General features: G+C 38.9%; 12 protein-coding genes and 1 pseudogene. 10 read left to right on the forward strand and 3 right to left on the reverse strand.

Annotated features, from left to right (window positions below):
* The 3 genes and pseudogenes from QZ276_RS08835 to QZ276_RS08845 form a co-directional block, all read left to right on the forward strand.
* Positions 1-1,226, forward strand: a pseudogene (locus QZ276_RS08835) (RNA-guided endonuclease InsQ/TnpB family protein); the annotation flags it as partial.
* Between the two features lie 255 nt (positions 1,227-1,481).
* Entirely contained in the window at positions 1,482-2,252 is a 771-nt protein-coding gene (gene larB / locus QZ276_RS08840; protein WP_292487243.1) for a nickel pincer cofactor biosynthesis protein LarB, read from the forward strand.
* A gap of 99 nt (positions 2,253-2,351) precedes the next feature.
* On the forward strand, positions 2,352-3,536 hold the full coding sequence (locus tag QZ276_RS08845) for a homocitrate synthase family protein (protein ID WP_292487224.1): 1,185 nt from the start codon (positions 2,352-2,354) through the stop codon (positions 3,534-3,536).
* Between the two features lie 18 nt (positions 3,537-3,554).
* Here the strand turns inward: QZ276_RS08845 and QZ276_RS08850 are convergent, their stop codons facing one another.
* The 3 genes from QZ276_RS08850 to QZ276_RS08860 all read right to left on the reverse strand — a co-directional run bounded on the left by QZ276_RS08850 (position 3,555) and on the right by QZ276_RS08860 (position 5,471).
* Positions 3,555-4,091 (reverse strand): TIGR00288 family NYN domain-containing protein, encoded by a 537-nt coding sequence (locus QZ276_RS08850; RefSeq protein ID WP_292487225.1) that lies wholly within the window; start codon positions 4,089-4,091, stop codon positions 3,555-3,557.
* A gap of 71 nt (positions 4,092-4,162) precedes the next feature.
* Entirely contained in the window at positions 4,163-4,570 is a 408-nt protein-coding gene (locus QZ276_RS08855; RefSeq protein WP_292487227.1) for a hypothetical protein, read from the reverse strand.
* 1 nt (position 4,571) lies between these two features.
* Entirely contained in the window at positions 4,572-5,471 is a 900-nt protein-coding gene (locus tag QZ276_RS08860; protein WP_292487230.1) for a rhomboid family intramembrane serine protease, read from the reverse strand.
* A 376-nt stretch (positions 5,472-5,847) separates the two neighbouring features.
* Between QZ276_RS08860 and cdhA the strand changes: the two genes are divergently transcribed.
* The 7 genes from cdhA (at position 5,848) to QZ276_RS08895 (ending at position 14,983) form a co-directional block, all read left to right on the forward strand.
* A complete protein-coding gene (gene cdhA / locus QZ276_RS08865) occupies positions 5,848-8,253 on the forward strand; it encodes a CO dehydrogenase/acetyl-CoA synthase complex subunit alpha (protein ID WP_292487232.1) in 2,406 nt (801 codons plus the stop codon).
* A gap of 3 nt (positions 8,254-8,256) precedes the next feature.
* Entirely contained in the window at positions 8,257-8,772 is a 516-nt protein-coding gene (gene cdhB / locus QZ276_RS08870; protein ID WP_292487233.1) for a CO dehydrogenase/acetyl-CoA synthase complex subunit epsilon, read from the forward strand.
* Positions 8,773-8,794: 22 nt separating this feature from the next.
* On the forward strand, positions 8,795-10,201 hold the full coding sequence (cdhC, locus tag QZ276_RS08875; protein ID WP_292487235.1) for a CO dehydrogenase/CO-methylating acetyl-CoA synthase complex subunit beta: 1,407 nt from the start codon (positions 8,795-8,797) through the stop codon (positions 10,199-10,201).
* A 24-nt stretch (positions 10,202-10,225) separates the two neighbouring features.
* Positions 10,226-10,978 carry an AAA family ATPase gene (locus QZ276_RS08880; RefSeq protein WP_292487237.1) on the forward strand — a complete coding sequence of 251 codons (753 nt, stop codon included), beginning with the start codon at positions 10,226-10,228 and terminating at the stop codon, positions 10,976-10,978.
* 85 nt (positions 10,979-11,063) lie between these two features.
* Positions 11,064-12,392: a CO dehydrogenase/acetyl-CoA synthase subunit delta gene (gene cdhD, locus QZ276_RS08885; RefSeq protein ID WP_292487238.1), complete on the forward strand. Its 1,329-nt coding sequence runs from the start codon at positions 11,064-11,066 to the stop codon at positions 12,390-12,392.
* A gap of 3 nt (positions 12,393-12,395) precedes the next feature.
* Positions 12,396-13,805: an acetyl-CoA decarbonylase/synthase complex subunit gamma gene (acsC, locus tag QZ276_RS08890; RefSeq protein WP_292487240.1), complete on the forward strand. Its 1,410-nt coding sequence runs from the start codon at positions 12,396-12,398 to the stop codon at positions 13,803-13,805.
* A gap of 116 nt (positions 13,806-13,921) precedes the next feature.
* Positions 13,922-14,983 carry a DUF362 domain-containing protein gene (locus QZ276_RS08895; RefSeq protein ID WP_292487241.1) on the forward strand — a complete coding sequence of 354 codons (1,062 nt, stop codon included), beginning with the start codon at positions 13,922-13,924 and terminating at the stop codon, positions 14,981-14,983.
* The last annotated feature ends 154 nt before the right edge of the window (positions 14,984-15,137 follow it).

Raw genomic sequence — 15,137 nt, forward strand, 5'->3', positions numbered from 1 at the left:
ATCAAAGCGGATAAACAGAAGTATGAAGTCCTGAAAAGGATTACTAAATTGTCTAAAACCTGTACAATTTTACTCTGTACACTACAAGACAATACTATTTTGAAAATTGAAAGTACCTGAAAAATGAATCCGCTTACCACCTGGTAAAAGAAAATGAGAGTTACAAAATGCTGCCCTCACAGGTTGCACAGCAGATCATGAAGGTAGTAGACAGGAATATGAAATCGTTTTTCAGGATTTTGGGTGAGAGAAAAAGAGGCAACTACAACCGACCTGTAAAGATGCCTGAATACCTGCCTAAAGACAGTAAGTTTGTATGTATATTTCCAAAAGATATGTTCAAAATCGATGATGGATTCATCAGGTTGTCTATGAGTAGAGATTTTTACAAGAATTATGGTGTTAAATATCTGTATTTCAAGTTACCTGAAAATATAACAGGTAAACACATAAAAGAAATATGGATAATCCCGATGTACAACGGACAACGGTTTGAGATAGAGTATGTGTACAGAGATAATGGAGAAAAAGTCGATGTAGACTACAATAAACATCTGTCTATAGATTTAGGAGTAAACAATTTCGCAACCTGTGTGGATACCAGTGGGACTGCTTTCATCATAGAAGGCAGGGGTTTAAAGTCTTACAACCGTTGGTGGAACAAAGTCAAAAGTGGGTTGCAGTCTGTATATGATAAACAGGGTATCAAATCAGGTAAAAAACTGAACTGGTTGTTCGAGAAAAGGAAAAACAAGATTAACGATTTCATGAATCAGAGTGTTAACTATATCATAAAACATTGTATAGATAATAACATCGGCAACATCATAATCGGAGAACTGAAAGACATAAAACAGAACTCCAACATGGGTAAAAAGAATAACCAGACTTTTCAAACTATACCCTTTGGTAACTTCAAACAAAAACTTCGGTCAAAATGTGAATACTACGGTATCAATTGTATAGAAGTTGATGAGGCATATACCAGTAAAACCGATGCTCTTGCATTAGAACCCATTAAAAAACACCAAAAATACATGGGTATAAGAGTCAAGAGAGGATTGTTCCAGTCCTCTACTGGTAAATTACTAAATGCCGATGTCAATGGAGCATTGAATATATTAAGAAAAGTAGTCGGTGATTCCCTTTTCTTCAAAGGGATAACTGATAGTGGGTGTGTGAACCATCCGAAAAAGATAAGACTCTTTGGAGTAAACTCTTTTTGAAGCCACTTGGTCTTTAGCCAAGTGGTAGTTCACCAAAACTCCAGATGGTACTGGGTTTGTCAAGGGTAAGAGAAGTTCAGGACACTTTAGTGTCATGGATATTTTCGGAAACACACTAAAAAAAAATCCAAACGTAAAGAAAAACTGTAGGAGAATTTCAGCAAGATGCACAACTCTGACTCAGATAATACTGATTTGAAAAATACGTCGCATTCCTCATCAAAATCGCGCGGGGAGTCTCCTGCAACTATTAGGATGAAACTCGAAGATGTACTACTAAAAATACAAAATGGAGAAATGGATATAGATAGTGCTGCAAATGAAATACATACCATGAGTTATACAGAAGTATCTGATTTTGCAAAAATTGATTCTCACCGTATGTGCAGAACGGGTATACCGGAAGCTGTGCTTGCTGAAGGTAAAGAACCAGATGACTTGGTTGAAATTGTCAAAAAACAGGTTGATTGTGCTGGCAGAGTACTTGTAACAAGAGTTTCTGCTGAACAGATAGCTAAACTTCGGTCTAATTTTGAATCTGATAATATTGAGTGGAACGAAAGAGCAAATGCAGCGGTAATTAATAATGGTACACAATGTCCTGAAACAGGTGGTGTTGTGGGGATTCTGTCAGGAGGAACAACTGATGTGGGAGTTGCTGAAGAAGCAAACATAGTCGCTTCTGAAATGGGATGCAAAACCATAACTGCTTATGATGTAGGAGTTGCAGGAATCCATAGATTGTTCCCTCAAATTTCAAGGTTTAAAGAAACAGGAGTTGACGCTGTGATTGTTGCTGCAGGCAGGGAAGGAACATTGCCTACAATTGTTTCAGGGCTTATAGATGTTCCTGTAATAGGGCTTCCGGTATCTACAGGTTATGGAGCAGGAGGATCGGGACAGGCGGCATTAATGTCAATGCTCCAGTCGTGTTCGGTAATTAGTGTAGTTAATATAGACGCTGGTTTTGTTGCGGGTGCTTTTGCGGCACAGATTGCAAATAAAGTAGCTAAGGCACGTAAGTAATGGTTGATCTATAAAAAAATAGCAAATATTTTATGTTAAAATCTCCACCTATTATACATACTCTTCTTGTATGATTAATGATATACTGGGATGGATATCATGTCCAAAATCGAAGAAAACTCATATTCCGAAAATAAATTAATTAATGACCTTGATTTAAATCCGATTGATATCGAAATATGTGATGTTACCTTAAGGGATGGAGAACAGACGCCAGGTGTTGTATTCACCAAAGAGGAGAAAATGAACATTTCAAACCAGATTGATTCACTTGGTGTGGAAGTGATAGAAACTGGATTTCCGGTGGTTTCGTCGGATGAAAAAAATACTGTTAAACAGATATCCAATATGGGATTAGACGCTCGAACATGCTGTCTATCCCGGGCTTTGACCAGTGATGTAGATTCTGCACTTGACTGCAACGTGGATATGGTCAGTATATTTGTAGCCATGTCTGACCTTCATCTAATTCATAAGTATAACAAAAGCTGTGAAGAAATGATTTCATGTGCGCTGGATACTATTGAATATGCAAAAGATCATGGTCTTGAAGTGAGGTTTGCTGCAGAGGATGCAAGCAGAACAAATGTGGATACTCTTAAGAATGTATTTTTAAGAGCACAGGATTATGGGGTGGATTATGTAAGTCTGGCTGATACAGTCGGTGTACTCAATCCCAGTACCACCTACCATCTTGTAAATGAAATTAATAAATCAGTGGACACACCGATTTGCATACATTGCCACAATGACCTGGGTATGGCAACTGCAAACACTCTGATGGCTGCAGAAGCCGGTGCCAAACAGCTTCATACAACTGTAAACGGAATCGGTGAAAGAGCAGGTAATGCACCACTGGAAGAAGTGCTTATGGGTCTGCTAGTGGAATATGATATTGACCGATATGATACGACTGGTCTTACAGATTTATCCAGAATGGTTGAATATTATGCAAATATCACACCACCAGTAAACAAAGCAATTGTTGGTAAAAATGCATTTACACATGAATCCGGAATTCATGTCATGGCAATACTGGAAAATCCCAGAACTTATGAACTTTTTAACCCGGAACTTGTTGGTGGGAAACGAAATCTGATAGTCGGTAAACACACTGGAATTAAAGCTCTTAAAGGTATTGTCAAAAGTATGGGTTATTCATTGGAACATGATGAACTGTGTGAGTTGAAAGAGAAAGTTAAAAACTGCACAGATATAAAACACGGAATCTCAAGAGACAAAATGGAAGAGATGATAAAAGATATCAAAACACATGGCATTTGAATAATGTATGTCCCATAATCATTCATTTACTGAGTGTTTTTCATCATCCAGATTATTAGGATGTGTTAATTTCATCTCTTCAGTATTTAACATTATAACATAATCTGCTGAATTTTTGAGTGCGGGTGAAAATCCTGGTTCAACTCCAAACAATATTGTCTCTTTTCCATGTTTATTTGCTTTATTTAAAAGAGGTTTAAAATCGGCATCACGTGTCACCAGAGTTATAGTATCAATATTGGGGTTGCATACCATTTCGGTTCCCTCTACAGCAAGCCTTACGTCAACATCACTTGAACATATTACAGGTTCAAATCCGTTGTTTTCAATGGCTTCTACCAGCTTTTCAGAAGCATACTGGTTAAGGAAAACAAGCCCTATTTTCACATTACCATATTCTTTCAAAACATCTCTGATGGCTTCCAGATTAACGTTAAATTCTTTCCTGAGCACATTGGGTCCATCTACCAGAAGACCAATATTACGTCTACCTGTTTCCTTTTTTGTACTGAGGTATTTAACAATAGAATTCAAGCCGCTTTTAACAGGTTTCATTGTTGCACTCCCACTACATCATAACTACCATAATTATCATTCTTTAATGACCGTTAATAAATGTAACACTATCAGAGTTTTTCTGCAAGACATTGTTTCTTTACATTATTAAACACAGTTTTTTTAACCAATCTAAACTGGTTCACCATTTTTCTACCAACTTTTTTTCGTGTATAACGTATTTCTCCACCGTGTCTTAGAAATAGTTCCATGGTTTCTTCAAACTGTTTGCGTTCTTCATTTGACAGTTCAATAAGGCTTTCATGACCTGAAATCCAGTTATAAACCTTTAATAGGTTTGTTTCACGGATACGTTTTAACCCTTCAATATTTGCTGCGTCTTCTAAATACAGAGTCCTTTTCTTTTTTGGAGACCATGCCGCAATTTTTTTCTGGAACTCTATAAACTGGACAGGAATTTCTTCTCCTTCTTTGGGTCTGGGGAAATATTTGGTAAGATGGCGTAAATCATCGTCCATATTACCACCTTCGTACATATTCATTCCTTGTACTGGTTCTATACATGGATATTGTTCTCTTTATCCAGAAACCCATGAGGATTCCCACTACCATACCTATCAGGTGGGCGCTGTGGGCTATCATATCCTGCGTATTTACTATAAAGAACAAGAATTCTATACCTATAAGCAGGATGATTGCATGTTTTATTCTCATCGGTATAAAAAATACAAAAATTGGAAGGTCTGGTACAAGTATTGCGAGTGCGGCGAATATACCTATAACTGCACCACTTGCACCAACCAGAGGGAATGGTGTGGTAGTAATCAACGCAAACCCAATTGATGCAAAGATACCAGCCAGAAAGAAGACTGTTAAAAATCTCTGTTTACCAAACCTTTTTTCGAATTCATTTCCAAAAAAGAACAATACAAACATGTTCAAAAACAGATGCGCAAAATTAGAATGCACAAAAATATGGGTAAGAATTGTCCATGGTTTTACCAGTATCTGGGAAATGTTAGCAGGAAGACCCAGCAAGGCAAAATAGTTTATTCCTATGACATTTGTTATTATCAGGTTTCCTATGATATATGAAGCTATACAGATAATTATAATTGCTATAGTAGGGCTTTTAGTAGCCCATTTTTTGATTTTGTTCAAAAAACTAAAAGCTAAACCTTTGGAAGCTTTTTTTGCTGTTTCTTTAAACATATTTTTGAATATACCTTCTGTGTCAAAATTCGAATAATTACTACCATCACCAGGGCTTTTAGTGAAACCGTATTTTTTCTGGTGCTCAAGCCCTTCACAGGCATGTCTTTCTGGGAGTCTATGTTCTACACAGAAGGTTTTTCCACAGAATCTGCATCTGAACAGTGTTGAATCCTGTTTCCCACATATCCAGCAATTATTGCTCAAGTTATCCTCCATATATCCAACGTGTTACGTCTAATAAAATATTTTCTAATTTTTGGATGTCTTGCTTTAATATGATGTTGGTTTATAGAAATTAATAAGGACTAAAAAATCATCCTTTATTTAAGGATATTCATGTAATTAATGGTATGTCTTATTCCTTATGGATATGTATAACTTTTTGTTGTTAATAAATGCAAATTTATCTAATATAATCATGATAAATTAAGGGAAACATTTATATATTCATTGGAACATTTAGGAACAAAGTCTTAAACAATAATTTAGATTCGTGATATATTTATAGATTTTCACCTTTTCAAATACAATTTTTATAAACTGATACTTCGCTATCTCTAATCAGGAGGATAAAATACACATGAGTAATGTAACAACAGGCAAATTTTCAATTGAAGACTTGGAAAATGTTCAGGTAACTATTGAGAATATTGTCGGTGCAATAGAAGAAGTGGAAGAAACTGAAGAGGAGATGGGTGTAACACCAAAACCTGGCATCTCATCACTCAGACACTGGGATTTCAACCTTCTTAACAGATATGAGCCAATATATACACCAATGTGTGATCAGTGCTGCTACTGTACATTCGGTAAATGTGACCTGAGTGGCAATAAAGAAGGTGCATGTGGTATCGATATGAAAGCTCATCAGGCGCGTGAGTTTTTGCTTCGTGTGATAACAGGTGCATCAGCTCATACGGGTCATGGAAGACATCTACTTCACCACCTTATTGAAAAATATGGTAGAGACCATCCAATAGATGTAGGTTCATCAAACCTCAAGACGCCTGTGATGCAAACTGTCACCGGTTACAAGCCTGAAACACTCGGAGACCTTGAAAAAGCACTGGATTATGTAGAAGAACAAATAACCCAGCTTCTGGCTACTATTCACATGGGACAGGAAGGAGAAGCAATTGATTTTGAATCAAAAGCTCTTCATGGGGGTATGCTTGACCATGTAGGAATGGAAATTTCCGACATCGCTCAGATATCCTGTCTTAAGATGCCTAAATCGGATCCAGAATCACCACTTGCTGAAATCGGAATGGGATGTATCGATTCATCGAAACCAATGCTTCTTACTATTGGACACAATGTTTCAGGTGTAACCAATATAATAGATTATATAGATGAACAGGGTCTTTCAGATGATATAGAGATTGCTGGACTCTGCTGTACAGCAATTGATATGACCCGGTACAATACGGATGAAGGAGACGAACCCAAATCAAAGGTTATCGGTAGTCTGGCAAAAGAATTGAAAATGATACGTTCAGGAGTACCTGATGTCATCGTTGTTGATGAACAATGTGTCAGGGCTGATATACTCAGGGAAGCTCAAAGACTTTCAATCCCTGTGATAAGTACCAATGACAAAATAATGTATGGTCTCAAAGATCGCTCCAATGACAATGTGGATGAAATATTGGGAGACCTCGAGTCTGGGAATGAGCCGGGTGCACTTATACTTGATTTTGATAAGCTAGGTGAACTTGCACCACGTCTTGCTATGGACATGGCTCCAATACGTGAAGAGAAAGGAATAAAATCACTTCCAACAAGTGAAGAACTGCAAGAACTTACAGAAAGATGTGTTCACTGTAAAGAATGTGAACTTGTATGTCCCACCAATCTTTCAATCAGTGATGCAATGAGTGCTGCAGAATCAGGAGATTTTGCACCATTTGAAGAACTTCATGATAAATGTGTGGCATGTGGAAGATGTGAACAGGTCTGCCCCAAGGACATACCAGTCCTAAACGTTATTGAAAAGTCCGCTCAAAGGGTAATACGTGAAGAAAAAGGTAAATTGAGGTCAGGAAGAGGACAGGTAAGTGACCCTGAAATACGGGAAGAAGGTGTAAATCTTGTACTTGGAACTACACCAGGTATCATTGCGCTGGTAGGCTGTTCTAATTATCCTGAAGGTACAAAAGACCTTTACAGGATTGCAGATGAAATGCTTAAAAGAAACTACATTGTAGTGGTTTCCGGATGTTCTGCAATGGATCTTGGCATGTACAGGAACGAAGATGGCAACACTCTGTATGAGGAGTATCCTGGAAAATTCATCAAAGGAAATCTCCTGAATGTAGGTTCATGTGTATCCAACTCACACATAACCGGAACAGCGATTAAAGTTGCATCAATCTTTGCTCAGAGAAACGTAACTGGTAATTTTGAAGAAATCGCTGATTACATCCTGAACCGTATAGGTGCAGTAGGTGTTGCTTGGGGTGCATATTCACAGAAAGCATCTTCAATTGCTACAGGATGTAACAGATTCGGAATACCTGTAATAATAGGACCTCATGGTTCTAAATACAGAAGAGCACTTATCGGTAAACCTTACGATAAGGATAAATGGACGGTTTATGATGCAAGAAATGGTGAAGAGCTTCAAATACCACCATCACCAGAATTCCTGCTGAGCACAGTTGAATCAGTTGAAGAACTGATGCCGATGCTTGCCAAAAACTGTATGCGACCAAGCGATAACAACATGGGTCGTATGATTAAACTTACAAACTACATAGAATTGAGCGAGAAATATCTGGGTGTCATGCCAGAGGACTGGTATCAGTTTGTTAGAACTGAAACCGATCTTCCGCTTACAAAACGTGGAGACCTGCTAAAGAAACTGGAATCTGAACACGGCTGGGAAATTGACTGGAAGAAAAAGAAAATAATTTCTGGCCCAAGCATGAAGTTTGATGTTTCATCACAGCCGACTAATGTAAAAAGACTCTGCAAAGAGGCGTAATTCATGGTTGATGCAATTAAGAACACACGTGTGTACACTACATGGGGCACAAAAAACGCAAAACCTGTACAGCCAAAAGTAGCAGCCAAAACCATCTCCAAAGCAAAACGACCGCTGATGGTTGTAGGTGCTGACCTGCTTAAAAATAAAGAAGTACTTGATCGTGCAGTCACAATAGCAAAAACTGCTGGGATACCGGTGGCTGCCACAGGTCATTCCATAAAAGAACTTGTTGATAAAGGTGTAAGTGCCAAATATATCAATATCCATTCACTGGGATTGTATCTATGTGATCCTAACTGGGAAGGTCTTGATGGAAATGGATGCTACGATATGGCGATTATATTGGGACACAAAAAGTATTATATAAATCAGGTATTATCTGGTCTCAAAAACTTCACAAATCTCAAGACAATATCCATTGATAAACATTACCTGCAAAATGCTACGATGTCATTTGGTAATTTAAGTGATGAAAAACATCTTGAAGCACTGGATGAATTAATAGAAAACCTGTAATCCGCAAAGAGGAGAATAAAACATGGCAGAATTCCCACTTGAAATATCTCCGATGTTTGAAGGAGAAAGGATTAGAAAGAACGACATGTATGTAGAGCTCGCCGGTCCGAAATCAAAGGGTTTTGAACTGGTTAGAGCAACTGATTCAGATGAAATAGAAGATGGCAAATTCACCCTGATAGGACCTGATATTTCTGAAATGGAAGAGGGTTCAAGGTATCCTTTTGCAATGATTTATAAAATAGGGGGCGAACTTGTAGAGCCAGACCTTGAGGCTATTGTAGAACGCCGCAATCATGATTTTTATAATTACATGCAGGGTGTAATGCATCTCAATCAGAGATATGATATCTGGGTCAGACTCAGCAAAGATGCTGTTAATAAAGGTTTAAACTCCTTCGAACAGATGGCAGCGGCCATGATGTCGCTATTTAAGAATGAACTTTCATTTATTGAGAAAATAGAAGCAGTGTACATCACAGACCCTGAAGAAATAGATAAAGAACTTGAAAATGCAATGGAGATTTATAAGGAACGTGATGAAAGAACAGCAAATCTCCATGATGAAGATGTGGATACATTCTATGGATGCACTTTATGCCAGTCATTTGCACCATCAAATGTATGTGTTATAACTCCTGACAGAATATCCCTATGTGGAGCTATAAACTGGTTTGATGGTAGGGCAGCAGCAAAAGTAGACCCTGAAGGTCCACAATTCCCTATTGAAAAAGGCGAAGTTATTGATGAAGTAGGAGGGGAGTATTCAGGAGTCAATGAAGCTGCAAAATCACTTTCAGGTGGAGAATTTGACCGTATAAAACTTCATTCATTCTTTGAGTACCCACATACATCCTGTGGATGTTTTGAAGTAGTAGGATTCTACATCCCTGAAGTAGATGGTATCGGATGGGTAGATAGAGATTTCACTGGCAACGCACCAAATGGTCTTCCATTCTCTACAATGGCAGGACAGACCGGTGGAGGTAAACAGGTAGTAGGTTTCCTTGGTATAGGTATAAACTATTTCCGTTCACCAAAATTCTTGCAGGCAGATGGTGGATGGGACAGAGTTGTATGGATGCCAAGCCACCTCAAAGAGAAAGTTGTCGATTATATACCAGAAGATGTTGTTAACAAAATACCAACAGAACAAGATGTTGGTGACATCAGTGAATTGGAAACCTATCTCAAAGAAACTGAACATCCAGTAATTGAAAGATGGTCTGAGGAAGAAGAAGAAACTGAAGCTGAAGAAGAGCAACCAGAACAACCAGAATCCGCTCCTTCTCAGTATATGACCCAGATGCCAGCTTCCATGCCGAGTGCACCTTCATGGACATCAAGTGCATCAAGTGGCGGGGTTAAAGTAACCCTCAAAAATGCCAAAGTTTCAATCGATCGGATTATTGTGAAAAATAAGGAATAAATGTAGATGCCAACGGGGAATTTTGTGACCAGGATTATTGCGGTAACAGGTAAAGGCGGTACAGGGAAAACTGCAATAACCGCCATGCTTATGCGTCATCTTGTAAAAGGTGACAATCTTGTACTGGCGGTTGATGCAGACCCTGATACCAACCTTCCTGATGCTCTTGGATGTGAAATAGATCATACACTTGGTGAGATGAGGGAATTCATGCTCAATGAAAGAGATAATTTCCCTCCAGATAGCAATAAAGAATCTGTACTGGAATCCAAGGTATATGAGGCTATAAATGAAATGGATGGCTATGACCTGCTGGTCATGGGTCGTCCAGAAGGACCCGGGTGTTATTGTTATGTGAATAACCTGCTTCGGGGAATAATGACAAGACTTGTTACAAATTATGATGCTGTTATAATAGATACAGAAGCGGGTCTTGAGCATTTCAGCCGCAAATTAATCCCTGAAATCGATGACCTGATTGTTGTAACAGATGGCTCCAAGAGAGGCATGCAGACGGGTGAGCGTATAAGCCAACTGGTTGGTGAACTTGAGACAAAAGTCAAAAATGTATATGTTGTTGCCAATAAGGTTACAGAAAGCAATCGTGAACTGATTGAGCAAAACGCAAAAGATTTGGATTTGAGATTGCTCGGTGCAGTACCTGTCGATAAAATCATTGAAGAAAGGGATTTAAAAGGGCTTCCTTTGTTTGATTTGCCTGATGAATCGGTTGCTATAAAAGAGATAAATAAAATAGCAAACGATTTGAATCTATAAGTTGTATCAATTTTATATACAAATTATCTTTTTAATTTGTGCCTTAACCTATTATTAACAATGCATTTTAGATGGTGGAAATTATATGACAAAAAAAATGAAATTATCAGACCTTACTGAGATGTTAAAGGACCTTGATGTGGAAGCACTTGAAGGTGTTAACATCGAAGGTGATATAGAATTCGATGTTAGTGGTGTAGGTCTTGATCCCAATCTATCCTATGCGCTGGGATATGAAGCAGCACAGGTTTCGCTGCATATAGCAAACATTGCAAAATTGTTGGGATATCCGGTAGACCAACTATTTGGTGCGTCAATGGGTGCTGTAGGACAGGAAGCACCATCTGCTGAGGGAATTGCTGCAAAAACAGGATTGTCCGAACTTGCTTCATCCAGTTTTGAAGTATCCCCAGTAAAAGAATGGACACATACAATAGAAGAAGTAACTTTAGGTGCAACATCTTCTGATGGAGGTTCACGCGGTAATACCATAACACTTGGTGGAGAAAATGCACTTCCATACTATTTTGATGCAGAAATGCCTCACAGAAATTATGTCACAATGGATGTTTTTGATCTGCCTATAAGTATGGCAAAGTCCGTAAGAACAAATTATGAAGATGTTATGGATGACCCTGCAGAATGGGCAAAGAAAGTAGTAAATGAATATAACGCTGATATGGTAACCATTCATCTGGTATCAACAGACCCCAACATAGAAGATACATCAGCAAAAGAAGCATCAAAGGTTGTAGAGGATGTTTTGCAGGCTGTTGATGTGCCTCTGGTTATAGGTGGTTCTGGTAATCCTGACAAAGATCCTGAAGTTCTTGAAAAGGCGGCAGAAGTTGCAGAGGGCGAAAGGGCTCTGCTTGCGTCTGCAAGTCTAAATCTTGATTATGAACGCATTGCTAAAGCAGCAACCGATCATGGACACGCTATTCTCTCATGGACCCAACTTGAAATCAATGCTCAAAAAGAACTTAACAGGAAACTCATGACCCAATGCAATGTTCCAAGAGACAGCATTCTTATGGATCCAACAACAGCAGCACTTGGTTACGGTCTGGATTATGCCTATACCAACATGGAAAGGATAAGGCTTGCCGGACTAACAGGTGATGATGAACTCACGTTCCCAATGTCATCAGGAACAACCAACGCATGGGGTGCACGTGAATCATGGATGAAGGAGTCACCAATACAAAATGATTCAGACTGGGGACCAAGAGAGTATAGAGGACCTATATGGGAAATATCAACCGGTCTTGCACTGGCTCTTGCCGGTAACGACCTGTTCATGATGATGCATCCAACATCAGTACAGGTATTGAAAGAAGCAACCCAGTCGCTCTTTGGAACAAAAGAAGCAGAGGATATAGACATCAGTAATTGGATAGGGGCGGAGGTGTAATTAATGAAGATAAACAGTCCCCTTCAGGCGTATAAATACCTCCCGGGAGATAATTGTGGAATATGTGGTGAGAGCACTTGCATGGCTTTTGCATCCCGGTTAATAGAACGTTCTGCAGAGCTAACAGATTGTGAACCAATTCTCAGAGATGATCAGAAAAAAAACTTTGAAAATCTACAGGAACTGCTAAGACCAGAAATCCGTGAAGTGGATATAGGTGTAGGTGATAAGGCAGTAACAATCGGTGGAGACGATGTTTTATACCGACATAAACTCACATTTTTCAACAAGACGGTTCTGACCTATGATGTATGGGACACAATGGATGAAAATGACCTTGCAGAAAGGGTTGATCATATTGAAAATTTCCAGAAATTCTATGTTGGGCAATTCCTTAACGCTGATGCTATAGCAATCCGTTCCGTATCAGATGAACCCAGCCAATTCTCAGAAACTGTAAAAAAGGTTATGGAGAAAACTAACCTCCCTATCGTACTTTGTTCCTTTAATCCCGAGGTATTAAGAGCCGGACTTGAAGTATCATCAGATAGAAATCCACTGATTTATGCTGCAAATAAAGATAACTGGCAGGAAGTTGCAGACATTGCTAATGATTATGGTGTACCGGTTACATTGTTTGCACCAGGAGACCTCGACCTGCTTAAATCCATGGCTTTGACATTTACTAAAATGGGCATGGAAAACCTTGTCCTTGATCCGGGTACTTATCCTACAGGTACACAGTTAAGGAACACGTTCAATAATTTCATAAAACTTAGAAGAGCCGGAATTAATGGAGACCGTGAAATTGCCTTCCCGCTAATGTCAGTACCTCTTACATCATGGTTGGTATATGAGGATACAGTAAATGCATCCTACTGGGAAACTGTGCTTGCCTGTACTTTTATAATTAAATACGGCGATATAATGTTGCTTCACAGTACTGAACCCTATGCCATGTTGCCGGAATTGCATATGCGGGATACAATTTATACCGACCCACGTAAACCAGTTATGGTAGACCCGGGTGTATATGAAGTCGGTTCACCAACTGCCGATTCTCCTGTAATTATAACCACAAATTTTGCACTCACCTACTATACGGTTGAAAGCGACTTGGCTTCCAATGATATTGATTGTTACCTTGCAGCAATTGATACAGAAGGAATCGGTGTAGAAGCAGCAGTTGCAGGTGGACAATTGACTGCTTCAAAGATTAAAAAAGGACTGGAAGAATCAGAATTTGACCTGAAAGAACAAACCAATCACAAAACGTTGGTACTTCCAGGACTTGCAGCACGTTTGCAGGGTGATGTCGAGGACGAAACTGGAGCAAACGTTGTTATAGGACCTGCAGATTCAGGTCGTATACCCGGATGGATGGATAAAAACTGGCCTCCATCTACAGAATAAAAAATTACCTGTCCGTGATAATTTCACGGGTAGATATTTATTTTTTTTAGTGATCTTCTATTTCAATAGCAAATCTTTTTTTAATTGACTGCATTGAAGGTGAATGGGTGTTAATCATGAGTAATGTATATTTTAAACCAGTAGATTCTATCGGTCCAAACCAGACACAGATAGATCAGGTAAAAGAGTTATATCCAGATATTTCACCGGTAGAAAAAGGAGACCTTGTTGCAATAAAAATTCATCCTGGAGAGTATGGCAATACCACACATATACACCCTGCAATAGTAAGGGCTGTTGTTGACATGGTCAAAGATGAAGGAGGAATACCGTTTGTAGTGGATACAACTGTTCTTTATAATGGTATGAGGTTTAACGCTGCAGATGCGCTTTGGACTGCTTCTGTGAATGGTTTTACACAGGAGAGTATGAATGCCCCTGTTATCATCGGTGACGGATTACTGGGTGATGAAAGTGTAACCGTTGAAATCAATGGAGAAGAACTAAAAGAGACAACAATAGCATCAGCCATTGCAAAAGCAGATTCCATGATTGTACTGTCTCATGTAAAAGGACATCCAGCCACCGGTTTTGGAGGAGCAGTTAAAAATGTAGGAATGGGATGTCTTGACAAGGATGGTAAAACTGACTGCCACGAGGTAGGCATTCCTACAATAGACCCTGAAAAATGTGTGGGTTGTGAAACCTGCATAGATATCTGTGCATGGGGCGCTTTGAAGATGGAAAATGAGAAAGCTGTAGTTGATACTGAACTTTGCAAAGGTGAAGGTTTTTGTGTGGAATCCTGTCCAGAAGGAGCAATTGTTCCGCCTGAAAACTTTACAGAAGGTCTGCAAAAACGGATAGGTGAAGCATCAATAGCAACTATTAATTCATTATCAGAAAAAATTGGTTATATAAATTGGATATTTGACCTCACACTAGGATGTGATTGCTTCGGATTCTATACACCCAGTTTCTCTAAAGATGTCGGAATACTTGCATCCAAAGACCCTGTAGCAATCGATATGGCAAGTATTGATTTGATAAACAGCAAAATGGAGGAACATGGTTCTAAATCCACTATGAAGGATGTCTGGGGCGTAGATCCGAAAATACAGGTTGATGCTGCAGAAAAAATTGGAGCTGGAAGTGAAGGATACACATTGATAAAATAATTCTACCTTCTCTTTTTATAAAGATGAAGAAAACCACGATGTCTTTAGCATCGTGGTATAACAAAGAGTCAAAAAAAGTATAAGTATTTTGCTAAACGATTGTATAATGCATGTATCTGACCCAGAAGAACCATCTCCGTGCTGATAAGCAGAC

The organism is Methanohalobium sp. (assembly GCF_018609725.1).
Taxonomy (GTDB): domain Archaea; phylum Halobacteriota; class Methanosarcinia; order Methanosarcinales; family Methanosarcinaceae; genus Methanohalobium.

Excerpts from the sequence above, each read along its gene's own strand:
- QZ276_RS08855 (WP_292487227.1), bottom strand. The coding sequence starts at position 4,570 with ATGGACGATGATTTACGCCATCTTACCAAATATTTCCCCAGACCCAAA.
- cdhB (WP_292487233.1), top strand. The coding sequence starts at position 8,257 with ATGGTTGATGCAATTAAGAACACACGTGTGTACACTACATGGGGCACA.
- cdhD (WP_292487238.1), top strand. The coding sequence starts at position 11,064 with ATGACAAAAAAAATGAAATTATCAGACCTTACTGAGATGTTAAAGGAC.
- QZ276_RS08895 (WP_292487241.1), top strand. The coding sequence starts at position 13,922 with ATGAGTAATGTATATTTTAAACCAGTAGATTCTATCGGTCCAAACCAG.
- larB (WP_292487243.1), top strand. The coding sequence starts at position 1,482 with ATGAAACTCGAAGATGTACTACTAAAAATACAAAATGGAGAAATGGAT.
- cdhA (WP_292487232.1), top strand. The coding sequence starts at position 5,848 with ATGAGTAATGTAACAACAGGCAAATTTTCAATTGAAGACTTGGAAAAT.
- acsC (WP_292487240.1), top strand. The coding sequence starts at position 12,396 with ATGAAGATAAACAGTCCCCTTCAGGCGTATAAATACCTCCCGGGAGAT.
- QZ276_RS08845 (WP_292487224.1), top strand. The coding sequence starts at position 2,352 with ATGTCCAAAATCGAAGAAAACTCATATTCCGAAAATAAATTAATTAAT.
- QZ276_RS08850 (WP_292487225.1), bottom strand. The coding sequence starts at position 4,091 with ATGAAACCTGTTAAAAGCGGCTTGAATTCTATTGTTAAATACCTCAGT.
- cdhC (WP_292487235.1), top strand. The coding sequence starts at position 8,795 with ATGGCAGAATTCCCACTTGAAATATCTCCGATGTTTGAAGGAGAAAGG.